Here is a 24,407-nt window from a genome sequence, read left to right as displayed (position 1 = left end):
AATGCACTCCTAACCCTTCGGATGGGGGACGCCACGATGTGACGTCTCTACTTCTTGTCACGCCGGATTTGCAATCATGAGTGGTCGGAAGATATAAAAGTGAAACAAGCTGTAAGTAAAATATTTATATTTGCGGAATCAAACAAACACAGAAACATTATGCATCTTGATGAATTGAAATGCCATGCGACCGACCTCGTCCGCCTTCTCCCCAGACAGATGCTGGCACGGCTCGCGAAATCCACGGAAGTGGACCGCTACGCCAAGGAACTGCAGGGGGAGCGCCTTTTCAACCTGCTGCTTTATGGGCTGATCCGCTGCAAGCGGTTGAGCCAGCGCAAACTGGAGAAGGTGTTCGAGAGCCGCGCCTTCTGCACCCTGTTCGACTACTCGCTTGGGGAAAGGGTTTCGCACAGTTCCATCTCGGAACGCCTCTCGAAAGTGAATGTGGAGTTTTTCCGCAAGGCATACGAAGTGTTCTACGACAAGCTGCACAGCCTCTACACTCCGCGTGAGATAGAGCGCAAGCTGCTGGTAAGGGTGGACAGCACCCTCGTGGCCGAAACCTGCAACAAGCTCAAGAAGGGCTTCACCGTAGGCAAGCGTCCGGTTGGAAAGGATGCCTGCAGGCAACGGCGGCAGGTGAAATACACGATGGGGTACGAAGGCTTCGCCGCGAAGCTGGCCGAGGTGCTGGACGAGCCGGCTTATCTGAGCGAGGACGTCGCCCTGCCCAAGGCGATAGACGGGATGATAAAGAAGGACCCCGAACACAGCAACCTCTACGTCTTTGACCGCGGGCTGTCATCGTTGCGCGCATACGATTCGATGACGGGACAGCACGCCAGGTTCGTGGGCCGCATCAAGACCAACCGCAGCATGGAGACGGTGCGCGTGCTGGAAATCCCGGAGGCCGACAAGTGCGCTCCGGAAAAGCTGGTGCTGGATGAGGACAAGGTCGTACACCTGCGTGAAGGGGGGAGCCGCAAATTCGGCACGGAGGAGTACCGCGTCATCACGGCCCATTTCAAGGAGCCGCGTGACACCACACGCCCCCAAAACAAAGGGAAAGCCAAACGCGTGGAAAACCGCATATGCTTCATCACCAACGACATGGAACTGCCGGCCAAGGAGATTGCCGAAATTTACCGCCGCCGTTGGGACATCGAGGTGTTTTTCCGTTTCCTCAAGCAGGAACTCTCGTTCAGCCATTTCCTGTCGGTCAACGAGAACGGCCTGCAGGTCATCCTTTACATGACGCTCATAACGGCCATGCTTGTCATGATATACAAGCGTGAGAACAAGCTGGGGTATTCCATGGCCGTCTTCACTCTCGATTTGGAAATGGAAGACTATGCGATGGGACTTGCCTCGGAGATGGCTGCCGGAAATCGCGGGACACCGCACGGAAGCCAAAAAGGGAAACACAAGCGTCTGGAAGCAAATGGCTTAACGTCTTAGATATTCCGACCACTCATGATTTGCAATCCGGCGTAACCATAGCTGCGGATTTGTAATCCGCATCATCCGCCAATGGTTTCGGATTACAAATCCGATTCATTCATTACGCCGGATTGCAAATCCGGCGTGACAGAATTCTTCATTCTTCATTTATAAATACCAACAAATGGGGATTGCCCGGATGGAACAGATTGCTTTACTTTGCAAATAGAAATAATATGAATTCATTTTTTGCTATGTGTAAACCTAAATCGTATAGGCCGACCGACAAGATGAGCGACTTGATTTGCGACAATTATGCGTTGCTTCAGGTGTTAAGCCGGTTTGGCGTGCCCTTGGGCTTCGGCGACAAGTCGGTCCAAGAGGTTTGTGATTTGAACCAGGTGGATTGTTCCACTTTTCTGATTGTCGTTAATTTCCTGATTGAGGAAAACAATCGGATGCAAGATCACATTACAGGGCTTTCGGTTCCGGCACTGATGGATTATCTGCAACGGGCGCATTCCTACTTCCTCGATTTCCAGCTTCCCGGCATCCGGAAGAAGCTGATGGAAGCGATAGACTTTTCCATAAGCAATAAAGTGGCTTACCTGATTCTTCAGTTCTTTGATGATTATGTGGGCGAAGTGAGAAAGCACATGGAATATGAGAACGAGAAAGTTTTTACGTATGTGCGTAGTCTGTTGAAGGGGGAGAGGCCGGAAGGCTATAGCATCAGTGTCTTTGCCCGGCATCACGACCAGGTGAATGTCAAACTGACTGAGCTTAAAAACATTATCATCAAATATTATCCTGCAACCGGCGATAATCAGTTGCTGAACGCAACCTTGTTCGATATATTCAGTTGTGAGGAAGACTTGGCATCACACAACAGGGTGGAAGATTACTTGTTCGTTCCTGCCATTATGGAGCTGGAAAAGGAGGTGAAATGAAATCACAGGAAGTCATATCGGTAGCTGTAGCGGAAACTTCGGTTATCGTGCGGAGCGGTTTGGTCGCTGTCTTGAAACGCTTGCCCGATTTGGAGATTCAGACGGTGGAAGTCACATCGAAAGAAGGGCTTCAGCACTGCATGGAAGCGCATAGCCCGCATATTCTGATTATAAACCCGCAGTTCGAAGGCTGGTTCGAAGTGGATGCCTGGAGGGAACATTATCCGCAGGTGGAACTGAAGGTGGTGGCATTGCTTTGTTCGTTTGTGGATGCCAACCGCCTGAAGGGGTACGATGACACGATAAGCCTGTATGATGACATCGAGTCATTGGTGAAGAAAATATCGGTCCTGATGAATTTCTCGGATGACGAAGAAGACGACCAGGATGCCTTGAGCCAGCGGGAAAAGGAAATTATCTGTTGCGTGGTAAGGGGCATGACCAATAAGGAAATAGCTGAAAAACTGTATATATCGGTGCATACGGTGATTACGCATCGCCGGAACATAACGCGCAAGCTGCAGATTCATTCCGCCGCCGGCCTGACCATCTACGCCATAGTCAATAAGCTGGTAGAACTAAGCGAAGTGAAGATGAAACTATAAGAATACCAACATATAGGTATTGCGCAAGAACCGGAAAGCCGGTATCTTTGCAGCGTTAGTCATATGAAATTACGTAAACCACAAGAGTAAAAAGTTAGTTATTAGTTGGGTGCTCCCTGCGAAGTGATTCGTGGGGAGCACGCGCTTTATGACGGTTGGGGCTGTGTTATAGGACACAGAAGAATATACTTTGCGCGGTATGAGAATGCATCAATCTATACCTTATATAGTAAAAAAGTGTTTAGCGTGAGCTTGTTTGCTTAAAATAGGTTATAATATAGGGCTTTCTGCAGGGATTCGCTTGCGGGTTTAAAATAAATGCCTACATTTGCAATGTGTTTTTCATAGTATTAGATTTAAGGTTAACAAAGGTTGGAGTACAGCGGTACTCCTTTTTTTATGCCCATACGGGATTTTTGCCTGCCCCTTATGCTTTCTCACACCGGATTTTTTCGCATTGTTTTGGCGGAAATTGAGTCTTTCAGCAATATTTCATCTCATTGCTCCGTAAGGGCAGCCGGTAACACAGCCTTTCGCATCGGGAGATACGGGCGGTCTTATCTTCCGTCATGGGCGGTTGCGGACGCATTCAAGGGAAGCCGAAAACGCAATGAACCATGTAGGGGTTCGCCCGCCCGTATGCGCCTGCGTGGATGTATTCGGGCAGGCAACCCCTGCCCCTACAAGTGAATTGGCAAAGGCATTCATAAAAATAATCCTGATTCGTTTGGCTTTTTTCGTTAAATCTATTTAATACTTTGCCTGCTCTTTCACTTTCATTGAACATTCCATTATATTTGCCGACCGAAAACACTTTTATATTTTTTATGGACGAGATCTTTATAATTATCGGGTTGATAGTACTTAACGGTATTTTCTCCATGTCCGAGGTGGCATTAATATCAGCCCGAAAAACTCGGCTTTCTACCGATGCGAAAAAAGGAAGCAAGGCGGCAAGCGTGGCTCTGAAACTGGCGAACGACCCCGACCGTTTCCTTTCAACGGTTCAAATCGGCATTACATTAATCGGCATCCTGACCGGTATCTATTCAGGAAATGAAATCGCCAGCGACTTTGCGTATGTCTTGGTTTCGTGGGGAGTGCATGCATCGTATGCCGCTACGTTGGCGCAAGGAATCATTGTGTTTTTTGTGACTTACCTGACCATTATTTTCGGCGAACTGGTGCCTAAACGCATCGGTTTAAGCATTGCGGAAAAGGCGGCGAAAACCGTTTCGCGTCCCATGCGTTTCCTTTCGGTGCTGGCATTGCCTTTCGTATGGTTGCTTTCGAAGAGTACGGAAGGGATATTCAATTTGTTGGGCATCAAGGAATCGGATAACAAAGTGACCGAGGAGGAAATCAAATCGATTATCCAGGAAGGTACCGAGGACGGCGAAGTGCAGCCGGTAGAGCAGGACATCATGCAGCGTGTGTTCCTGCTGGGCGACCTGAAAGTCAGTTCGATTATGACGCACAAGAGCGACATCGTATGGCTGGACACGGATATGGGTGCAGACGATGTGAAGAAGGTGCTGAGCGAGAAGCTGTATGAGTTTTACCCGATAGCCGACGGTGACCTGGACCACGTGAAGGGTATCGTAAACCTGAAGGATTTGGTGCTCCACCTGTACGAGCCTGACTTCAAGCTTACCTCGTTGATTCACGAAGCGGTATTCTTCCACGAGAGCATGAACGTATACAAGGCGCTGGAGCAGATGAAGGCGCGCAAAATCAGCCGTGCGCTGGTGTGTGACGAGTTCGGTATCTGTATGGGGGTTATCACCTTGAGAGACATCTTGGAGGGATTGGTGGGCACCATGGATGCGCCGGGCGAGGAACCTGACATCATCAAGCGGGTATCGGGCGACGGCTGGCTGGTAGACGGGCAATGCGCGCTCTACGACTTCTTGTGCTATTTCAACCGTCAAGACCTGTTTGAGAACTCCGAATACCATACGCTGAGTGGCTTGATTCTCCAGCAATTGCAGCACATTCCCACCAGCGGGGAAACCTTGCAATGGAACGGATTCACGTTCGAGATAGTGGACATGGACGGCGCACGCATCGACAAGGTGCTGGTTAAGACAATTGACAATTAATAATTAACAATTAATAATTAATAATTGGGTGATGGGACGCTGTGGGAAAAGGAAATCTAATTGTCAGTTGTCAGTTGTCAATTGTCAATTGAAGAGCTTCTTTTTGCTTGCTATCTGCTTGTTGATGCAGGTGGCAGAGGTTTTTCCGCACCATCATCATTCCGACTATTTTTGCTTGCATCCCGATTTGGAGGTGTGTGCCGAAGGAACATCGTGTGCCGACCGTATGCACCACGAGGGCGATGGAGACCGCCATACGTGTACGGCAGGATGCATTACGCATTTCCAGTGCGCTACTCCCGACCAGCATCGGGACACGCTGGCTCCCGACTATACATTTTATTCTATTCTTTATACTTTCACGTATCTGTTGCACTTGGTGTACATGCCCGAAGCGACTTTGCTTTCCGACGGGATGTACATCGAGAACCTGCACACGCAGGATGTAGCCTGCAATACGGGCTTGCGTGCTCCCCCTGTTTGCTGATTTTATTATAGTAGAACAAATGCAACTTAGTTGCCTTAGGGATGCGGTATCTTTGCCGCGTAAAAACAAACGGATAAAATCAGAAACAGATATGAACAGAACAAAAAGTTTATGGATGGGAGCCTTTGCCTTGCTGGCACTGGCTTCGTGTGGGGGAGGAGAGAAGCACGCCCACGGACACGAGGAAGAAACACATCAGGAGGAAGCCGCACACGGAGCTTCGGGAGAGATTGTATTGGCTCCGGAGAAAGCGAAGGCGGCAGGAGTGAAAGTAGAAACCGTAAAGGCAGGCACGTTCCGCCAAGTTATCCCTGCCAGCGGACAGATACTTGCCGTGCAGGGCGATGAGGCGGCGGTAGTGGCAAGTACGGCGGGAATCGTCTCGTTTGTGCGCCCGCTTACGGAAGGCATGCGTGTAGCAGCCGGAAATGCCGTGCTGAACGTGTCGGGAAGTCGTATTCAGGACGGGGATGCCGTCAACCGTGCACGCATCGCTTACGAAACCGCCAAGGACGAATACGAACGTGCCTCTAAACTGGTAGATAGCCAGATAGTTTCGAGAAAAGATTTCAATGTACTGAAAGAAGCTTATGAAAATGCCCGTGTTGCTTACGAAGCTCTTTCGCCCAGCCATGACGGAAAGGGCGTATCGGTGCAGGCACCCATTTCGGGCTATGTGAAGTCTTGCCTGGTGAAAGAGGGGGATTATGTGACCGTAGGCCAGCCCTTGCTGACGATTACCCAGACACGCCGGTTGAGGTTGCGTGCCGATGTTTCGGAGCGTTATTATCCGGCATTGCGCAAGGTGTCTTCCGCCAATTTCCGCACTTCGTATGATGAGCGTGTCTATCGGCTCGATTCGCTGGGCGGACGTCTGCTTTCGTATGGCAAGTCCACCGGCGACACTTCTTATTATATCCCCGTTACGTTCGAGTTTGACAACCGTGGCGAGATGCTTCCCGGAGCCTTTGTCGAAGTCTGGCTATTGTCGGACGGGCGTGAAGGGGTGATCAGTGTCCCTCTTTCGGCACTTACCGAAGAACAGGGCGTAAAGTTCGTTTACGTGCAGATGGATGACGAGTGTTATCGGAAACAAGAGGTAAAGACGGGGCTGGACGACGGCACGCATGTAGAAATCTTTTCGGGACTGAAAGAAGGCGACCGGCTGGTGACTGAAGGTGCCATTCATGTAAAACTGGCTTCGGCAAGCAATGCCATCCCCGCACATACGCACAACCATTGATTTTATTTTTACTACCACAGATTACACAGATTTTAATTAACAATTAATAATTAATAGTGAATCTGTGTAATCCGTGGTGAGGCTAAAAACATAACAAATTTTTTTATGCTGAACAAAATCATTCATTTTTCATTGCAGAACCGCTTGCTGGTGCTGGTGGCATCGGTGCTTCTGCTCATAGGAGGAACCTACACCGCTTTCCATACCGAGGTGGATGTGTTCCCCGACCTGAACGCGCCCACGGTGGTGGTGATGACCGAAGCTGGGGGAATGGCGGCGGAAGAAGTGGAACAACTCGTCACCTTCCCCATCGAGACCGCGGTCAACGGTGCTACGGGTGTACGCCGGGTGCGCTCTTCTTCTACCACCGGTTTCTCGGTGGTATGGGTAGAGTTCGACTGGGATACCGATATCTACCTTGCCCGCCAGATTGTATCCGAAAAACTTGCTACGGTGGGCGAGAGCCTGCCTGAGAATGTGGGCAATCCTACACTGGGCCCCCAGTCGTCCATTCTGGGTGAACTGCTGATTGTAGGGCTTACCGCCGACAGCACTTCGATGCTCGACCTGCGTACGCTTGCCGACTGGACCATCCGCCCGCGCCTGCTCTCTACCGGAGGCGTGGCACAGGTGGCGGTATTGGGAGGCGATATCAAAGAATACCAGATTCTGCTTCATCCCGAGCGGATGAAACATTACGGCGTTACGCTGGGCGAGGTGATGGAAGTGACCCGCGGGATGAACCAGAATACCAACGGAGGTGTCATTTATGAATATGGCAACGAATATATTGTGCGCGGAGTGGTGTCTACCGAAGATGTACAGGAAATGGCACGTGCGGTGATTAAGACCGCAGGAGGTGTTCCCATTGTGCTGGAAGATGTGGCGGATGTGCGCATCGGTGCCCAGCAGCCCAAGCTGGGACTGGCATCGGAGAAAGGGAAACCTGCCGTACTGATTACCGTGACCAAGCAACCCAATACGGGCACCATCGAACTGACCGAAAAGCTGGAAGCCGCCCTGAAAGACCTGCAAAAGAACCTTCCGCCCGATGTGCGTGTATCCACCGATACGTTCCGCCAGTCACGCTTCATCGAGAGTTCCATCAGCAACGTGCAGCATTCGCTCTACGAAGGGGCGATATTCGTAGTTATCGTGCTCTTCCTTTTCCTTGCCAATGTGCGCACCACGGTGATTTCGCTCGTCACGCTTCCCTTGTCTTTGGTGGTAGCTGTTTTGGTGTTGCATTACATGGGGCTGAGCATCAATACCATGAGTCTGGGCGGTATGGCGATAGCCATCGGTTCGCTGGTAGACGATGCCATCGTAGACGTGGAGAATGTATGGAAGCATTTGCGCCAGAACCGGATGCTTCCGGCAGGCGAACGCCTCCCGGTGCGGGAAGTGGTGTTCAACGCCTCGCGCGAGGTGCGTATGCCCATCCTCAACTCTACGTTGATTATCATTGTGAGCTTCGTTCCTCTGTTCTTCCTGAGTGGCATGGAGGGGCGGATGCTGGTGCCGTTGGGCATCGCTTTCATCGTAGCCTTGTTTGCTTCTACGGTGGTGGCACTTACCCTTACGCCGGTACTTTGCAGTTATTTGCTGGGAGGCGGAAAGAAGGAAGGATTGCCTCGCGAAGCTTTCCTTGCCGTGTGGCTCCGTACGTATTACGCACGGGCACTGGAGTGGGCATTGGCTCACAAGCGGAGCGTATTGACGGGTACCGTTGCTCTTTTTGTGGTGGCACTGGGCTTGTTCTTTACCTTGGGACACAGCTTTCTGCCCTCGTTCAACGAAGGTTCGTTCACCATCAATGTCAGTTCCTTGCCGGGCATTTCGTTGGAAGAGTCCGACAAGATAGGGCGGCAGGCGGAAGAAATCCTGCTTTCCATCCCCGAAATACAGACCGTGGCACGCAAGACGGGGCGTGCCGAGCTGGACGAGCATGCGCTGGGCGTGAACGTGTCCGAGCTGGAAGCTCCCTTTGAGTTGAAAGACCGCTCGCACCGGGAATTGCTCGACGAGGTACGCCGCAAGCTTTCGGTCATTACCGGAGCCAATATCGAGATAGGTCAGCCCATCAGCCACCGCATCGATGCCATGCTGAGCGGCACGCAGGCGAGCATCGCCATCAAGCTCTTCGGGGATGACCTGAACCGTATGTTCGCTTTGGGAAATCAGATTAAGGATGCCGTGAAAGACGTAGAGGGCATTGCCGACCTGAACGTGGAGCAACAGATTGAGCGTCCGGAGCTGAAAATCGTCCCCCGGCGTGAAATGTTGGCGAAGTACGGCATCTCGCTGGCACAGTTCAATGAGTTTGTCACGGTGAATATGGCGGGCGAGACCGTGTCGCAAGTGTACGATAACGGCAAGGCATTCAACCTTGTGGTGCGTGCCAGCGAAGACAACCGTGGCTCTATCGAGCGTATCCGTGACCTGATGATAGACGATGCCGAAGGACGGAAAGTGCCCTTGAGCTATGTGGCGGATGTGGTGTCGTCAATGGGACCCAACACCATCAACCGGGAGAACGTGAAACGTAAAATCGTCATCTCCGCCAATACCAGCGGGCGCGACCTGCGCAGTGTAGTAGACGATATCCGCAAGCGGGTAGACGATGAAATCCGCCTGCCCGAAGGGTATCATATCGAGTATGGCGGGCAGTTCGAAAGCGAGCAAGCCGCCAGCCGCACCTTATTGCTTGCTTCGTTGATGAGCATTGTGGTGATATTCCTGCTGCTCTATGTCCAGTTCAAGAACGGGGTGCAGAGTGCCATTATCCTGCTCAACCTGCCGCTGGCATTGATAGGAGGTGTGTTTGTGCTGCTTTGCACCACGGGCGAGCTGAGCATCCCGGCCATCATCGGGTTCATCTCGCTCTTCGGCATTGCCACCCGCAACGGTATGTTGCTTATCAGCCATTACAACTTGTTGCGCGAAGAGCAGGGCATGGGCTTGCGCGAGTGCATTGTCCACGGCTCGCTGGACCGCTTGAATCCGATTCTGATGACCGCCCTGTCATCGGCATTGGCATTGATTCCGCTTGCCTTGCGCGGCGATTTGCCGGGCAACGAGATACAGAGTCCGATGGCGAAAGTCATCTTGGGAGGCTTGCTCACATCGACTTTCCTCAATGCCTTCATCGTCCCCATCGTGTACGAACTGATGCACCGGAAAGAAATGAAAAATAAATAAATCGAACACAGAGACACGAAGACACAGAGGTAAAATTTAGACATTCTTTGTGTACTTTGGATTCTCTAAAAAATAAAAAGACTCTGTGCCTCTGTGTCTCTGTGTTCTATTCATAAAAACATACACAAGCAATGAAATACATTACATTAGCCATAGCCTGCCTTGCGATAGCGCCGATGCAGGCACAAACCATAGACGAAGTGCTCCGGCAGGTGGAGCAGAACAACAAGGAGCTTCAGGCACAACGGCAAAGCACGCTCGCCTCGAAACTCGAAGTGCAGGCGGAAAACAACCTCGAAGACCCTTCGGTGGAATACAGCCCGTTCTACACCCGGGGCATCACCGGCATGTCCAGTTCCGAACTGGTCGTGACACAAGGATTCGATTTCCCTACGCTTTACGGTGCACGCCGCCAGTCGGGCAAGTGGAAGCAGGCGGCTCTCGACCGCAGGCAACAGGCGGCACGCCGCGATATCCTGCTCAGTGCCAAGAACCTTTGCCTCGACCTGATAATGCTCAACCAGCAACACGCCTTGCTGGAGAAGCGGGCGAAGAATGCCGGCGAGCTGCTTGCCCTCTTCGAGAAACGCCTGGAAGAAGGCGATGCTGGCATCCTCGAAGTGAACAAAATCAAAATGGAACGGATGAGCGTGCAGACCGAAGTGGCGCAAAACAATGCCGCCCACCGCACCGCGCTCCAGCAGTTGCTGGCAATGAACGGAAACATGCCCTTGGAATTTACGGCAGACACCTATCCCCACGTGGAGGAACTGAAAGACTGCAATGCCTTTTACGATGAGGTGATGGCTACCGATGCCGGTTTATTGGCGGCAGATGCCGATGCGCGTGCCGCCGAGAAGGAGCTGAAGGTGAACCGCCAGAGCTGGTTGCCCAAAATAGAGGTCGGCTACAGGCGCAACACGTCGCTTGACGAGAAAAGCAACGGTTTTCTGATAGGTGGAAGCCTGCCCTTGTTTTCCAACCGGAAAAAAGGGAAAATAGCCCGCCTGCAAGTGGAGAGTACCCGCCTGGCGCTGGACAATGCCCGCCTGCAAGCGGCGGCAGACGTGCATGCCCGTTTCAACGAAATGCAGCAGTTGCGCGAGGCGATGCAGGCGTACGATGTCGTCCTGATGCACCGCACCCTGGCTTTGCTCAACGAAGCCGTAAAGGCGGGCCAGCTCTCCATCATCGAATTTTATACCGAGGCAGACAACATCTACCGCAACCTTCAGGCATACATCGAGCTGGAGAACCGGTACCAGAAGCTGATGGCGGAGATTTACAAGAACAGGCTTTGAGAATGAAGAATGAAGAATTAAGAATGAAGAATCGCTTCGCCCGCATGGAATTCTTCATTCTTCATTCTTCATTCTTCATTCTCTACGCCTTGAACTTCAGTTTTTGATAATTGTTATTTGTAACAATTGTAACGTAACGGCGGAATACCCATTGCCTCAGCATGCTGCTGGTGCCCTTCTCGCTCATGCCTGCTGTCCGGCGCGCACGTACCGCATCGGCATGCGTAAACTCATCGGGAAGCAGCTCCAGCAGGTTGCGCCTGCCCGGACGGTGCCTGCCGTACAGTGGGCGTTTGTCTTGGTCCATCGCTTCCTTTATCGCTTCCCCGAAAAACTCCAGCTTGCACCACATGTCGTAGTGGAACGACCAGCGCACGAAGTCTTCTATCGACTTTTCCCATTTCTCCCCGTTCGCCACGTAGAGCACGCATGCCTTCAAGTAGGCTATCACGTTGGCGCGGAACGAAAGGTTCTCGTACACACGGTCTTGCGAGAGCACGGCCCACTCCGCGTTTTCGGCGCTCATCTCTTGGGCGAGCTTGTACGCCTGCGGGCAATCAATCAGTCCCGTGGCACGGTTCAGGTTCTCGATGTACGGGCGAAGCTCCTCGTCGAAAGCCGCGTCATACTTGCCATACACCGGCATGTCCGCCCCGATTTCGCGTTCGGGAATGGTGCAGAAGTTGATGCGCGAGATAGGCCCGTCGGTCAGTACCCGTGCGAAGTATTTCTTCCCTTTCTGGATGGTGGTCGAAGCGTTCCAGTTGAAACGGATGGTGACCTTTTCCGTCACGGCCTGTGCGCTGGCGCGTGTCTGCCCGTAGCGGTTTCCGGGGTCGAACGCAAGGCACATGATTTGGAACTGCTGGCGTCCCCTTACCGACCCTTTCAGGGCATCGAACTGGTCTATCTCGTTCATTTTCGTGTAGAGGAAATGTCCCTCCGCCTCGGCGGTGCGCATCACGAATGCCGGATTGGTCATGTCCGCGTCAATCTCCTGGATGATAAGCCCTTCGGGGCGCTGGCGTTTGTCCTTGTTCGCTCCTTTCGAGTTCACCTCTTCCTTCCATTCGCGCTCTCTGCGCAGGTTCACCTCATCCCTGCGCCGGATGTCTGCCATGATGCGGTTTATCGGCTCCGAAATGCAGTCTTTTCCGGCACCCGTCCCCGCCATGAGCACGTTCATAAGGGTCGCCTCATGCTCCACATTGTCAATATACTTGAAGCGCACTTGATGCAAATGGGTTGCCAACGAAGGGAATACCGCATGTGCCACGGCAGGCCTGTACACTTCGGGCGTGCGGCTCACAAGAAGGCGGATAAGCTTGGGAAGACGTTTGGGCAATTCGGGGGGCACTGTAGGGGCGTATTGCATACGCCCGGAAACATCCGCACACACATCCTCATTGGTGCCCTCGTTGGCGCATTCGGGCGTATGCGATACGCCCCTACAAGCCTCTTGCATCAGCTTCGGCACCGAATACCATTTCGCCGAGCACGCCGAATGAATCAGCCCCTTCATTTCCTTTTCCGGAAGCCCGTAACGCGGCATAATCTGCAAAAGGGTTTCTTCGTTGTTGTCCGTGATGTAGCGCAGGTGCGAAGCCAGGCGGTGCAGCTTGTCGTTGCGTTCTCCTTCTACAGGTTCGCCTCCGGCGAGCGAAAACCAGCGGTTGATAATGTCGGAATAGGGGATGCCCTTGAAACTCAGCGGGCAAGGAGTGTTTGATTGGTCAGTCATAGCTATTACATTTAAAGTTTTTTGTGTATGCAAAGATACGCATTCCCCGTGAAATAATCGGCAAAATAAAAGCAGTGACTGTAAAAATCTGTTAACAAAATCGGACTTTTTTATTTCCACTATTGGAAATCAGCCTGTTACAATGATGAAAATCTTTCTCTTTTATGCAAGGAATCTGATGGATGCTTTCTGTTATGGCGTTACAATTGTTACAATTACAGTTAATTGAAATCGCTTTTTCAATCCGGTGTCAAGAGAATGGGAGAATATCTTATAAAACTATATTATATATATTATATAATAATATATATAATATAAATTTAATCTTCATTTTTTCTTCGTCCTAAAAGGTCATTTCAAATTACTGTAATTGTAACAATTGTAACGGAGCGCTCTCTTCCTTTTCACCCGTAAGGCAATCATATTGCATGATACTTCGATATATATGCAAATGCTCCTGCAAACATGTGCATACGCCGATGCATTTAGCTGCGCATTATGGAACACAAAACTGGTTTGCGAAAAAAATCGAACGCAGAGACGCAAAGGCGCAGAAGAATAATTTAGAGAAGGCAAAAGGACATGGAGCCAAACATTCCTCTCTGTGCTCTTTGCTCTCTCAAAAAATAAGCTCTGCGCTTCTGCGTCTCTGCGTTTGAATAAAGAATCACACGGATTCTTCGCAATTCATTTGTTTTACCACACCACCGGCTCGTTCAGGATATTGCCGTCCGCGGCATCCTCGGCGGTAAAGGCATTCGCCTTGTATTGCACGCAAAGCATTACCAGCGGTTCGGTGCCATTGTTGCGTACCGAACGCTTGCCGGCTGGAGCCACACGCACCACGCTTCCTTCTTGTACGGGGAACACCTTGCCGTCTACCTGGAACTCGCCTTTCCCGCTCAAGAAGAAATACAGTTCCTCGTGGTTCTTGTGGGTATGCAGGAAACCGGTTTCCGTACCCGGCTGGAAAGACTGGAATGAAAATTCGCTTCCCGTCGCGCCTACAACCGCTCCGCCAAACACCTTGCCGGGGATTTTCACTTCGGGTCCCATTGCCAAGACATATTCGCCCAGTTCGTTCAACTTGCCTGCATTTGCCGCGCAGAAGTTTGCGGCTTCCGCTACTTTTTCCATTGTTTTCATACGCTTATCCATTTAATTGGTTATACATTTCCTTAAATCGTACGGCAAAGTTAGCGCAACTTCCGATACCTATCAAGAAGGCACGGAAAAGTAAGATAGTTACCCCGTTGAAACCATTGTTGATTTTAAGGTCATTGCCCGATGCGGTTTTAATCTTTTTTATAGATTCGTTTCTGTCTTCTATGATTTTAACGGCATGAATCCGTGCAATCTGTGATGAAAAATCCCTATATTTGTAGCGACAGACATAAACATAACGCTAAAAACTATTTGCATCATGGTGAAACATATCGTATTATTCAAACTGAAAGAAGAACTGGGGCAAGCCGAAAAGCAGGATGTCATGAACCGCTTCAAGGCGGCCATCGAAGCCTTGCCTGCACGCATACCCTTCATCCGCCACATCTTTGTCGGTTTCAACATGAATCCGGACGAGCAATGGGACATGTGCCTGGACAGCGCATTTGACACGCTGGAAGACGTAAGGGCGTATTCGACACATCCTGACCACCTGGCGGCATCGGCCCTGCTGAAAGACTACAAGCAAGACCGCGCCTGCACCGATTATGAATTTTAAAGCGTATCCTAAATGAAAAAGATTATCAATCCGTGGAAAGACGTAGAGGGGTATAATTGCTTCGGATGTGCCCCCCAGAACCCCTCGGGGCTGAAAATGGAATTTTACGAAGACGGAGACGACATCGTGAGCTACTGGAAGCCGGATGATAAATACCAGGGTTGGCTGAATACCTTGCATGGAGGCATCCAGGCGGTATTGCTCGACGAGGTATGCGGCTGGGTGGTGATGCGCAAATTGCAGACCGCCGGTGTCACTTCGAAGATGGAGACGCGCTATCTGAAGCCGGTGCATACCACCGACAAGCTGCTCACCTTGCGCGCTTCCATCCGCGAACAGCGGCGGAACATTGTCATCATCGAAGCCACGCTCACCAACGAGAGCGGAGAGGTATGCACGCAAGCCGTATGCACTTACTTCGCTTTCCCGCGCGAGAAAGCCGAACACGAGATGCATTTCCACGAATGCAAGGCGGAAGGGGATTCTATGTGATGAAACAGGAATGAATCCATGTAGGGCGGTATAGATTTGTGCATTTTTCACCACAGAGGACATATATAAAAATTGCAAAAAGCGCAAGCGTCTGCAACAAAAAGTGCGGCACATTTGTTATCCTTACATGGAAGTATCATCTTAATAGTTATTACTTAAAATAAAAAGAATATGGCAAAAACAGCATTCCAAGGAAGCCCTGTCACGCTGGCAGGCGAATTTGTTCAAGTTGGAGCACAGGCTCCTGATTTTTCATTGGTGAAAGGAGATTTGACCAGTTTTACCCTGGCAGATGTAAAAGGCAAGTATGCCCTGCTGAACATTTTCCCCAGCATGGATACGGGAGTATGCGCGGCATCAGTACGCAAGTTCAACCAACTGGCTTCGCAGATGGGCAACACGGTGGTACTGGCTATCTCGAAAGACCTTCCTTTCGCACAAGGACGTTTCTGTACCGCAGAGGGCATCGAAAACGTGATTCCATTGTCTGATTACCGCTATACTTCCGACTTCGGCGAGAAATATGGCGTGCTGATGAGCGATGGCGTATTGTGCGGGTTGTTGGCGCGTGCCGTAGTAATCATCAATCCGGAAGGAAAGGTGGTATACACCGAGCTGGTTCCCGAAATCACGCAAGAACCCGATTACGAAGCGGCACTCGCTGCGCTGAAATAATGAAGAATCAAGAATGAAGAATGAAGAATTCCATGCGGGCGAAGCGATTCTTCATTCTTCATTCCTCATTCTTCATTAAAAAAACTTATCTTTGTGGCTGAAAAAAAACAAATGTTTCTATGCCACTGAATTTACCTGATAAATTGCCTGCCATCGACTTGCTGAAGGAAGAGAATATCTTCGTTATCGATACATCGCGGGCAAGTACACAAGACATACGTCCGTTGAAAATCGTCATCCTCAACCTGATGCCGATAAAGATTACTACCGAGACCGACCTGATACGGTTGCTCTCGAACTCGCCCCTCCAGATAGAGGTGAGCTTTATGAAACTGAAAAGCCATACCTCGAAGAACACGCCCATCGAGCACATGAAGGCGTTTTACCGTGACTTCGACCTGATGCGCGACGAGAAGTTCGACGGGATGATTATCACCGGCGCACCGGTGGAGCATCTCGATTTCGAAGACGTGAACTACTGGAGCGAGATACAGGATATATTCAATTGGACGCGTACGCACGTCACTTCTACCCTTTACATCTGCTGGGCGGCACAGGCTGGGCTGTATCATTTCTATGGGGTGCCCAAGTATCCGCTGGAGAAAAAGATGTTCGGCATCTTCGAGCATCATGTGTGCGAGGGGTTCGGGAAGCTGCCTATCTTCCGCGGGTTCGACGATGTGTTCTTCGTGCCGCACAGCAGGCATACGGAAGTGCGCCGCAAGGACATCGAACGCTGCCCCGAGCTGCAGATTGTTTCGGAATCGGAAGACTCGGGCGTACATATCGTGATGGCGCGCGGAGGACGCGAGTTTTATGTGACGGGTCATTCGGAATATGCCCCTTATACACTGGATACCGAATACCGGCGCGACTTGGCGAAAGGCTTGCCCATCGATATGCCGAAGAATTATTATCGCGGAGATGACCCGGAAAAGGGACCGCTGGTGCGCTGGCGCAGTACTGCCAACCTCTTGTTCTCCAACTGGCTGAACTATTATGTATATCAGGAAACACCGTATGACATCAATGAAATCAAGTAACCCCCTTTCCGTCTCTCCGGTGAGGGCTATCGAACTGCTGGCCCCTGCCAAGAACCTGGAGTGTGGAATCGAAGCCATCAACCACGGAGCGGATGCCGTGTATATCGGGGCACCCCGTTTCGGAGCACGTGCTGCTGCCGGAAACTCGTTGGACGACATCGCGGCACTGGTGCGTTATGCCCATCTGTACCGTGTGCGCATTTACGTTACGGTGAATACCATCCTGAAAGAAGACGAACTGAAAGCCACCGAGGCGATGATATGGGACCTGTACCGCATCGGGGTAGATGCGCTTATCGTACAGGATATGGGCATCACACAACTGGACCTGCCGCCCATCCCCCTGCATGCCAGCACGCAGATGGACAACCGCACGCCGGAGAAGGTGCAGTTTCTTGCCGAAGCCGGATTCCGCCAGGTGGTGCTCGCCCGTGAGTTGAGCCTTGACGAAATCGGCCGTATCCACCGCCGGTGCCCCGGCACGTTGCTCGAGGTCTTCGTCCACGGGGCGTTGTGCGTGAGTTATAGCGGGCAGTGTTACGTCAGTCAGGCGTGTTATGGGCGGAGTGCCAACCGCGGCGAATGCGCCCAGTTTTGCCGCCTGGGATTCGACCTTGTGGATGCCGACGGGAAGACCATCGTAAACGACAGGCACCTGCTCTCGCTCAAGGATATGAACCAAAGCGCGAACCTCGAAGCTCTGCTCGATGCGGGGGCTTCATCGCTCAAGATAGAAGGAAGGCTGAAAGACGTGTCGTATGTGAAAAACGTCACGGCATATTACCGCCAGCAATTGGATGCCATTTTCCGCCGCCGGAAAGAATACATGCGGGCATCATCGGGCACGGTGCATCTGGCTTTCCGTCCCCAATTGGACAAGAGTTTCAGCCGCGGGTTTACCGACTATTTCGCCCACGGACGCAACCCGGGCATCTTCAACCTGAATACTCCGAAATCGTTGGGCGAAGAGGTAGGCACGGTGAAAGAAGTACGGGGCAACTTCCTGACCGTGGCGGGCGTGAAGTCCTTCGCCAATGGAGACGGATTGTGTTACCTCGACGGGCAAGGCAAGTTGCACGGCTTCCGGGTGAACCGTGTGGAAGGCAATAAACTGTTCCCGTTGGAAATGCCTCGCGGCATACGTCCGAAAACAATGCTGTACCGCAATTTCGACCAAGAGTTCGAGCGCGTGATGCAGAAGAAGTCCGCCATAAGGAAGATAGCGGTGGACATGCGTCTGGAAGCAAATCCTTCCGGCTTCACCCTCGACCTTTCCGATGAAGACGGGACAAGGGTGAGCGTGGTGCTGGAACGGGAAAAAGAACGGGCACGCACACCGCAAGCCGAGAACCTGAAGGCGCAGCTGGGCAAGTTGGGCACCACGCCTTTCGAAGCCCGTGAGATTGCCATCGGTTTTGCCGAAGATTGGTTTATTCCCGCATCCGGACTTTCGGACTTGCGCCGCCGGGGAGTGGAGCGCCTGCTTCAGGCACGCCGCATCACCTATCCGCAAGAGCGCAGGCAATGGGAGCAGACCGCGCATCCTTATCCCGAAAAAGAGTTGGATTATCGCGGCAATGTGATGAATACGCTTGCCGAGGCTTTCTACCGCCGCCACGGTGTAGAGCAGGTAGCTCCTGCTTTCGAGCGGGAAGCACCGGCAGGAGTGGCGCTGATGTTTTGCAAGCATTGCATCCGCTATAGCCTGGGCTGGTGTCCGGTGTATCAGAAAAAGCGTTCGCCCTACCGCGAGCCTTATTACCTGGTGAGCAGCGACGGCAAGCGTTTCCGGCTGGAATTCGATTGCAAGGCGTGCCAGATGAAAGTGTGTATGGAAAAATGAAGAATGGAAACGCAGATTAACGCAGATTTCCTCGGATTATTTTTATTGACTATTAGATTATTTACGATTTACTGTTTTGCCCTAAATCGTACTTTGTCAATCGATAAATTGTAAATAAAATAATCTGCGTTAATCTGTGAAAATCTGCGTTTCAAAACAGATAGGCTTATGTTGAAGAGTAAGTATTTCGTACCGTTCCTGTTGCTGCTGGTGCTTGCTACGGCTTGCCGCTATCAGCCTTTGGTGCCTTCTTCCGCAGCAGAGGGAGGCGACTCCGTCCGTTTCTATTCGCGGATGTATGCCCTGAACAGCAATTTTCAGATAGAGGCAGACACACTATGGCTGCATGTGCTTCCGTTTATGGATACGGTACCGCTGCTCCGGGGTGATGAAGTGGTGGTGGCGGAGTTTGATGTACATCCGCAAGATTCCGTCGACTCGGTGTGGGTGAAAGTGGCACGCGACCAGGAGACCATCGGGTGGATTCAGGAACACCGCCTGCTGGACAATATCGTGCCGGTCGACCCTATCTCGCGCTTCATCCATTTCTTCAGCAACGCCCACACCCTGCCTTTCTTCCTTGTACTGGCGGTGTTTTTCCTGTGGTTCGTCTACCGGGCGGTGCGGCGCAAGCAAATCAAGCTCATCTGGCTGAACGATATCGATAGCGGCTTCCCCATCCTCTTGTCCTTGCTGATGGCAATAGCCGCCACTACCTACAACAGCATCCAGCACTTCGTGCCCGAGACGTGGGAACGCTACTATTATGCCCCCACGCTCAACCCCTTTGATGTGCCCTTTATTCTCGGCTTTTTCATCGTGTGCGTTGCCCTGGCATTGCTGGTGGGTGTGGCGATGCTCGACGACCTTTTTCACCAGACCAAAGCGGAAGTAGCGTTCTTCTACCTCGTGGGGCTGGTATCGTGCTGCATCTTCATCTATGTGTTTTTCACCTACGTCAATGTTTATATCGCCTATGTATGCCTCGTGGCGTATGCCGCCGGCTGCATCCGCTGGCTGTGCAAGCCAGAACGCTACCCCTACGTATGCGGCGCATGCGGTGCCAAGCTGCGTACCAAGGGCATCTGCCCCCATTGCGGCGCGCTGAACGAGTGATGCTTTTTTCACCGCAGATTCACGCAGATTTTTACGTCTTTACTCCGTAACAAAATCGCAGGCCTGGGAAAGCTTGCGTCACGGCGGAATTGTAATCCGCCGTAATTTTTTATCTGCGGATTTGAAATCCGTACACTTGCGCGGATGATTCGGATTACAAATCCGAACAAACGATTACGCCGGATTACAAATCCGGCGTAACGAACACAAAATCTGCGCTAATCTGCGTTTCAGAAAAAATCTGTGTCCTCTGTGGTGAAACCCAATCAGAAGTTACACCGCAGGTCGATTCCTACTTGCAGGGGGCGTCCTTGTTGCTCGAAACCACGGTTCATCGATTCGAAGTAGAACGCCTGGTAACGCTTGTTGAGGGCGTTTGTTATCCAGAGTGCCACCTGCCCGTTCCCTTTGTTGAAGCTGAGGCGCCCATCCAGTGTGCCGTAGAAGGGCTGGCTGGCATTGTTCTGTTCGGTCCAGTAGATACGCCCTGCCGCACGATAGTTGGCATCTACGGTGATGTTGTCGAGGATGGCGTTCTTTCGCAAGACGAAACGGTATTGCCCGCCGATGTGGAATGTGTGTTTGGGTACGAAGGGCACGTAGCGTCCGTTGTAGTTCTCCGTGTCGCTCACCACATAGTCGGTGAAGGTAGCGTAGGTGTAGCCATAGCTTCCGTTCAGGAGGAAATTATCGGTCAGGCGGGCACGCAACGATGCTTCCGCTCCGATGCTTCGGCTTTTCCCGGCATTGACGGTGATGCGCCCCAATCCTGTTTCGGCGAAGCGCGAAATCTGCTGGTCGCGCGTGTCCATGTAGAAGAAGGCAAGGTCGGTCTGCAGCTTTCCACTTGCCGCGGTGAGGTGTGCGCCCGCCTCGTAGTTCCATGCATATTCGGGCTTGTAGAGGGTGGCATCTGTCACGTCTACGTCCGAAGAGGGGAAGTCGGGAATCATTCCGGCGAAGTTGCCGAACACTTCATCTTGCTTCACGGCGTCAATCATCGCGGTGCGCAAGTCGGCTTGTATCAGGTCGGAGAACATCTGGATATTGTATCCGCCCGAACGGTATCCTCGGCTCACGGTGGCGTAGACGTTGTTTTCGGGGTTCCACGCATATTGCAGGGTGAACTTGGGGAGGAGTTGCAGGTAGTCGGTGTGCTCTTTGCCGGCGAAGCGCACCGATGCCGCCAGCGAGCGGGAGATGGGCTGGGGCAGGAAAGGGGCTGATACGCCGAAGTCGAAGCCCATGTCGCAGCGGGAGTCATAGTCCAGCCAAAGCTTTTCATAGTCCAGCCGTAGTCCCACGGTAAGCGAGAGTCCCTCGGTGAAAAGGTCGTTCAATGTCGACTGGTGGTAGATGGCACCGTTCAGTACAGGTGTCTTGAAGTGTCCGGGCACAAGGAGAGGCCGGGTGGTGACGCTTGCCGAGAGGGTAGGAGCACCTGCGGGAAGTTGTGCCAGTCCGGCATTGATGTTGTCTTCTATCAGGCTGCTGATGCCCTCATCGTGGAAGGTGACGGGTGCGCCGGTGTCCAGCCATTGGTAGAATCCGCTCACGCCGGTGGTCCATTGCCAGCGCGTGCCGGGGTTCGACTTCAGTACGATTTCCTGGCTCAGGGTTTTTGCGTCTTGTTTCTGCACCAGGGTATAGATGTCGGCTTCGGTGAAGTCCTGGTCCAAGGTCATCCGGTCGTGCAGGTACTGGAATCCGGTGACGCTGCTCAAGATGAAGTTCCTTGCGTGGTGTTCGATGCTCAGTCCGCCGTTTGCCAGGTTGCGCCTGTATCCGCTGGGGCGGTTGTACGAGATGGTGCCGATGTATTCGGCGCGGTCTTCCTCTTCGCCGTCGGTGCGTCCGGTATAGGCGTAGGGGTATCCGCCTTGGTTGGTGTACTCGTAATTGGCGGTGAAGTCCAGTTTCAGGTTGGCATTGGGAAGCCAGATGGCACGGATGCGTCCTCCTGCCTCGTCATCGGTGTCGATGCGCTTGCCGTCGAAAGCGTTCTTGAAGAATCCTCCTTTGTGTTCGTAGAAGGTTCCTACCGAGAAGGCGAATTGTTCGGAGATACGGTGGTAGTGCTTCAGCATCACCTTGTAATCGTTGTAGGTGGCGGCACTGAGCTGCACGTCCGTCCCCTGATAGGTGAAGGGCGACTTGGTGAACACACGTATCAGCCCGCCCATCGTGTTGCGCCCGTACAGCGTGCCCTGCGGCCCGCGCATCACGTCGATGCGTTCGATGTCGGAGTAGTTGAAGTCGAATGCCGACTTGTCGATGAAGGGCACGTTGTCAACATACAACCCTACGGCAGGCGTGTTGATGCGCGACCCGATGCCCCGTACGTAGACCGAGGTGGTGAGCTTCGACCCATAGTCGGGGATGAACAGGTTGGGCACCAGCCCGGAGAGCGATTTTACCGATGCGATTTGCCGGCTCCGTATGTCCGCTTGCGAGAGCGAGGTGGCGGAGAGTGCCTGTTGGCGCAGGCGGGTGTTTTCCTTAGGGGTGGCGATGACCACTACCTCTTCGATGTCGATCACCCGTGTGGTGTCGCGCAAGGTGTCGTGTGTTGTGGCGGATGCCGCGGCGGTGGCGGCAAGTGCCAGCGTTGTAAAGATAAGTCTTGTTTTCATATATGTGCTTTGTTTTTTTGAAACGCAGATTTTCGCAGATTAACACAGATTATTTTATTTACAATTTTTCGATTGACAACGTACGGTTTAGGGCAAAATAGTAAATCTAAATAGTCCAATAGTCAATAAAAATAATCCGCGGAAATCTGCGTTAATCTGCGTTTTTTCCAATCGCCTGCAAAGTAACGCCAAATCTCCGACACATGCAATCCTCATAAATGAGGAAATTACCGGGAATATCCTTATCTTTGTCGTGTTTTAATCGATAGCATTATGGAATTGATAGCAGCAATTATTTTAGGTTTTGTAGTGGGGAGCGTGATGGGATGGATGATTTCCCGTGGAAAGCAACAAGCATTGGTGACGAAAATCGAGATGCTTCAGACACAAGCGGATGCCCAAACAGCCGCTCTTCAGCGGCAATTGGACGAATGGAAGGATTCGGCACACGAACAGATGGAAACGCAGAAGCAGGAGGCTGAAAAGCGCAGGCAGGAAGCGTTGCAGGAAAAAGAGAAGGCGTGTAGGGAGGCGCTGGACGCGAAAGACGCCGCCTGCCGTGAGATGCTTGCCGGGCAGGAAAGGCGGCATGCCGAAGCCATGGAGGCACAGCAGGCACGTTTCGAGGAAATGATGGCAAAGGTGAGCGCGCAGGTGAAGTCGGCTACAGACGACATGCTGAAGCAACGCCAGAAAGAGTTTGCGGAAGCCAGCCATACGAATCTGGGACAGATTGTCAATCCGTTGCGCGAAACCATCGACAAGATGAAGCAGGCAATGAGCGAGAATACATTGAAGCAAACATCAATGAGCAGCGAAATGAAGGCGAACATCGAGCACATGATGCGCCAGAGCGCCGCTGCCCAAAAGAGTGCGGAAGAACTGACCCGGGTGTTCAAGCATGGCACCAAGGTGCAGGGCGACTGGGGCGAGACGGTGCTCGACGAGCTGCTTGAGGCACAAGGGTTGACTCGGGGCATCCACTACGATGTGCAGTCGGTAATCCGCGACGGAAACGGTGAGGTGGTAAAATCGGAAGAAGGAGGTCTGATGCGTCCCGATGTCATCTTGCATCTGGACCAGCGCCGCGAGGTGATTATCGACTCGAAGGTGTCGCTCACGGCTTTCATCGATTATGTGAACGCGGAGACGGAAGACCAGCGCCAGCAATATCTGAAAGCGCACGTCGAGAGCCTTCAGAAACACGTGAAGGAGCTTTCGGTGAAAGACTATTCTTCGTATATCCGCCCGCCCAAGGTGAAGATGGACTATGTGATTATGTTTGTGCCCCACACGGGTGCCCTTTGGACGGCGCTGAACGCCCAGCCGGACTTGTGGCGTAAGGCAATGGACAAGAATGTGTTTATCGCCGACGAGCAGACCCTCTTTGCCGCCTTGCGCATCATCAACCTGACCTGGACGCAGATTACCCAGGTGCAGAACCACGAGAAAGTGTACGCGCTTGCCAACGAAATGCTCGACCGCGTAGGACAGTTCATGAAGAAATACCAGGCGCTCGGCAAAGCCCTCGACAATGCAAAATCGGCGTACGAAGACGGCGAGAAGAAGCTTCAGCCCAGCGGCCAAAGCATCCTGCAGACCTGCAGTAAGCTGGTGAAGCTGGGCGCCAAGCAGAGCGACCGGAATCCTTTGCCTCAGCTGATGGATGTGGATGATGTTCCGGCTTTAGGGGATGCGGAAGAAAGATAGGAAAGCGGTTATGAATTTGACATGAATTAACCGGATTATCATTATCCGCTATAATATGACGGAATCCGCTATAATTTCCGCTATAATAGGGATAAACCG

At 52.1% G+C, this 24,407-nt stretch carries 18 protein-coding genes; 15 read left to right on the top strand and 3 right to left on the bottom strand.

The window, feature by feature from the left end; genetic code table 11:
- The first annotated feature begins 99 nt into the window (after nt 1-99).
- The 8 genes from BACSA_RS06625 to BACSA_RS06590 all read left to right on the top strand — a co-directional run bounded on the left by BACSA_RS06625 (nt 100) and on the right by BACSA_RS06590 (nt 11,332).
- Nucleotides 100-1,461: an IS4 family transposase gene (locus BACSA_RS06625; RefSeq protein ID WP_245546590.1), complete on the top strand. Its 1,362-nt coding sequence runs from the start codon at nt 100-102 to the stop codon at nt 1,459-1,461.
- Between the two features lie 236 nt (nt 1,462-1,697).
- Nucleotides 1,698-2,393: a hemerythrin domain-containing protein gene (locus BACSA_RS06620; RefSeq protein ID WP_041584270.1), complete on the top strand. Its 696-nt coding sequence runs from the start codon at nt 1,698-1,700 to the stop codon at nt 2,391-2,393.
- Complete coding sequence (locus BACSA_RS06615) at nt 2,390-2,998, top strand: response regulator transcription factor (RefSeq protein ID WP_013617330.1); 609 nt, start codon at nt 2,390-2,392, stop codon at nt 2,996-2,998. The genes BACSA_RS06620 and BACSA_RS06615 overlap by 4 nt, the downstream gene beginning before the upstream one ends.
- A gap of 827 nt (nt 2,999-3,825) precedes the next feature.
- Nucleotides 3,826-5,100: a hemolysin family protein gene (locus BACSA_RS06610; protein ID WP_013617329.1), complete on the top strand. Its 1,275-nt coding sequence runs from the start codon at nt 3,826-3,828 to the stop codon at nt 5,098-5,100.
- A gap of 88 nt (nt 5,101-5,188) precedes the next feature.
- Nucleotides 5,189-5,587 (top strand): DUF6769 family protein, encoded by a 399-nt coding sequence (locus BACSA_RS06605; protein WP_144005196.1) that lies wholly within the window; start codon nt 5,189-5,191, stop codon nt 5,585-5,587.
- A 115-nt stretch (nt 5,588-5,702) separates the two neighbouring features.
- The gene (locus BACSA_RS06600) at nt 5,703-6,830 is read left to right on the top strand and encodes an efflux RND transporter periplasmic adaptor subunit (protein WP_013617327.1); all 1,128 of its coding nucleotides are present in this window, start codon (nt 5,703-5,705) and stop codon (nt 6,828-6,830) included.
- A 105-nt stretch (nt 6,831-6,935) separates the two neighbouring features.
- Nucleotides 6,936-10,031, top strand: coding sequence for an efflux RND transporter permease subunit (locus BACSA_RS06595; RefSeq protein ID WP_013617326.1), 3,096 nt, complete (start codon nt 6,936-6,938; stop codon nt 10,029-10,031).
- Between the two features lie 131 nt (nt 10,032-10,162).
- Nucleotides 10,163-11,332, top strand: coding sequence for a TolC family protein (locus BACSA_RS06590; RefSeq protein WP_013617325.1), 1,170 nt, complete (start codon nt 10,163-10,165; stop codon nt 11,330-11,332).
- Between the two features lie 82 nt (nt 11,333-11,414).
- Here the strand turns inward: BACSA_RS06590 and BACSA_RS06585 are convergent, their stop codons facing one another.
- On the bottom strand, nt 11,415-13,073 hold the full coding sequence (locus BACSA_RS06585; protein WP_013617324.1) for a hypothetical protein: 1,659 nt from the start codon (nt 13,071-13,073) through the stop codon (nt 11,415-11,417).
- Nucleotides 13,074-13,769: 696 nt separating this feature from the next.
- The gene (locus tag BACSA_RS06575; RefSeq protein ID WP_013617323.1) at nt 13,770-14,219 is read right to left on the bottom strand and encodes a cupin domain-containing protein; all 450 of its coding nucleotides are present in this window, start codon (nt 14,217-14,219) and stop codon (nt 13,770-13,772) included.
- Between the two features lie 277 nt (nt 14,220-14,496).
- On the opposite strand from BACSA_RS06575, the gene BACSA_RS19660 reads away from it, so the two are divergent.
- The 6 genes from BACSA_RS19660 (at nt 14,497) to BACSA_RS06545 (ending at nt 19,965) form a co-directional block, all read left to right on the top strand.
- Nucleotides 14,497-14,796: a Dabb family protein gene (locus BACSA_RS19660; RefSeq protein WP_013617322.1), complete on the top strand. Its 300-nt coding sequence runs from the start codon at nt 14,497-14,499 to the stop codon at nt 14,794-14,796.
- Between the two features lie 12 nt (nt 14,797-14,808).
- Nucleotides 14,809-15,288 carry a PaaI family thioesterase gene (locus BACSA_RS19655; protein ID WP_013617321.1) on the top strand — a complete coding sequence of 160 codons (480 nt, stop codon included), beginning with the start codon at nt 14,809-14,811 and terminating at the stop codon, nt 15,286-15,288.
- Between the two features lie 171 nt (nt 15,289-15,459).
- Entirely contained in the window at nt 15,460-15,963 is a 504-nt protein-coding gene (gene tpx, locus BACSA_RS06560; protein ID WP_013617320.1) for a thiol peroxidase, read from the top strand.
- A 119-nt stretch (nt 15,964-16,082) separates the two neighbouring features.
- Entirely contained in the window at nt 16,083-17,006 is a 924-nt protein-coding gene (gene metA, locus BACSA_RS06555) for a homoserine O-acetyltransferase MetA (protein WP_013617319.1), read from the top strand.
- Nucleotides 16,993-18,849, top strand: coding sequence for a peptidase U32 family protein (locus tag BACSA_RS06550; RefSeq protein WP_013617318.1), 1,857 nt, complete (start codon nt 16,993-16,995; stop codon nt 18,847-18,849). The genes metA and BACSA_RS06550 overlap by 14 nt, the downstream gene beginning before the upstream one ends.
- 168 nt (nt 18,850-19,017) lie before the next feature.
- Nucleotides 19,018-19,965 carry a hypothetical protein gene (locus BACSA_RS06545; RefSeq protein ID WP_013617317.1) on the top strand — a complete coding sequence of 316 codons (948 nt, stop codon included), beginning with the start codon at nt 19,018-19,020 and terminating at the stop codon, nt 19,963-19,965.
- Between the two features lie 266 nt (nt 19,966-20,231).
- Here BACSA_RS06545 and BACSA_RS06540 read toward each other — a convergent pair whose 3' ends face one another.
- The gene (locus BACSA_RS06540; RefSeq protein WP_013617316.1) at nt 20,232-22,598 is read right to left on the bottom strand and encodes a TonB-dependent receptor; all 2,367 of its coding nucleotides are present in this window, start codon (nt 22,596-22,598) and stop codon (nt 20,232-20,234) included.
- 273 nt (nt 22,599-22,871) lie between these two features.
- Between BACSA_RS06540 and rmuC the strand changes: the two genes are divergently transcribed.
- Nucleotides 22,872-24,308, top strand: a complete 1,437-nt coding sequence (rmuC, locus tag BACSA_RS06535) for a DNA recombination protein RmuC (RefSeq protein WP_013617315.1) — start codon at nt 22,872-22,874, stop codon at nt 24,306-24,308.
- Nucleotides 24,309-24,407 lie beyond the last annotated feature (99 nt).

This window comes from Phocaeicola salanitronis DSM 18170 (assembly GCF_000190575.1).
Classification (GTDB): Bacteria; Bacteroidota; Bacteroidia; order Bacteroidales; family Bacteroidaceae; genus Phocaeicola; species Phocaeicola salanitronis.
This window is presented reverse-complemented; position numbering and strand designations above follow the sequence as displayed.

Excerpts from the sequence above, each read along its gene's own strand:
- BACSA_RS06620 (WP_041584270.1), top strand. The coding sequence starts at position 1,698 with ATGTGTAAACCTAAATCGTATAGGCCGACCGACAAGATGAGCGACTTG.
- BACSA_RS06615 (WP_013617330.1), top strand. The coding sequence starts at position 2,390 with ATGAAATCACAGGAAGTCATATCGGTAGCTGTAGCGGAAACTTCGGTT.
- BACSA_RS06610 (WP_013617329.1), top strand. The coding sequence starts at position 3,826 with ATGGACGAGATCTTTATAATTATCGGGTTGATAGTACTTAACGGTATT.
- BACSA_RS06600 (WP_013617327.1), top strand. The coding sequence starts at position 5,703 with ATGGGAGCCTTTGCCTTGCTGGCACTGGCTTCGTGTGGGGGAGGAGAG.
- BACSA_RS06595 (WP_013617326.1), top strand. The coding sequence starts at position 6,936 with ATGCTGAACAAAATCATTCATTTTTCATTGCAGAACCGCTTGCTGGTG.
- BACSA_RS06590 (WP_013617325.1), top strand. The coding sequence starts at position 10,163 with ATGAAATACATTACATTAGCCATAGCCTGCCTTGCGATAGCGCCGATG.
- BACSA_RS06585 (WP_013617324.1), bottom strand. The coding sequence starts at position 13,073 with ATGACTGACCAATCAAACACTCCTTGCCCGCTGAGTTTCAAGGGCATC.
- BACSA_RS06575 (WP_013617323.1), bottom strand. The coding sequence starts at position 14,219 with ATGAAAACAATGGAAAAAGTAGCGGAAGCCGCAAACTTCTGCGCGGCA.
- BACSA_RS19660 (WP_013617322.1), top strand. The coding sequence starts at position 14,497 with ATGGTGAAACATATCGTATTATTCAAACTGAAAGAAGAACTGGGGCAA.
- BACSA_RS19655 (WP_013617321.1), top strand. The coding sequence starts at position 14,809 with ATGAAAAAGATTATCAATCCGTGGAAAGACGTAGAGGGGTATAATTGC.
- tpx (WP_013617320.1), top strand. The coding sequence starts at position 15,460 with ATGGCAAAAACAGCATTCCAAGGAAGCCCTGTCACGCTGGCAGGCGAA.
- metA (WP_013617319.1), top strand. The coding sequence starts at position 16,083 with ATGCCACTGAATTTACCTGATAAATTGCCTGCCATCGACTTGCTGAAG.
- BACSA_RS06550 (WP_013617318.1), top strand. The coding sequence starts at position 16,993 with ATGAAATCAAGTAACCCCCTTTCCGTCTCTCCGGTGAGGGCTATCGAA.
- BACSA_RS06545 (WP_013617317.1), top strand. The coding sequence starts at position 19,018 with ATGTTGAAGAGTAAGTATTTCGTACCGTTCCTGTTGCTGCTGGTGCTT.
- BACSA_RS06540 (WP_013617316.1), bottom strand. The coding sequence starts at position 22,598 with ATGAAAACAAGACTTATCTTTACAACGCTGGCACTTGCCGCCACCGCC.
- rmuC (WP_013617315.1), top strand. The coding sequence starts at position 22,872 with ATGGAATTGATAGCAGCAATTATTTTAGGTTTTGTAGTGGGGAGCGTG.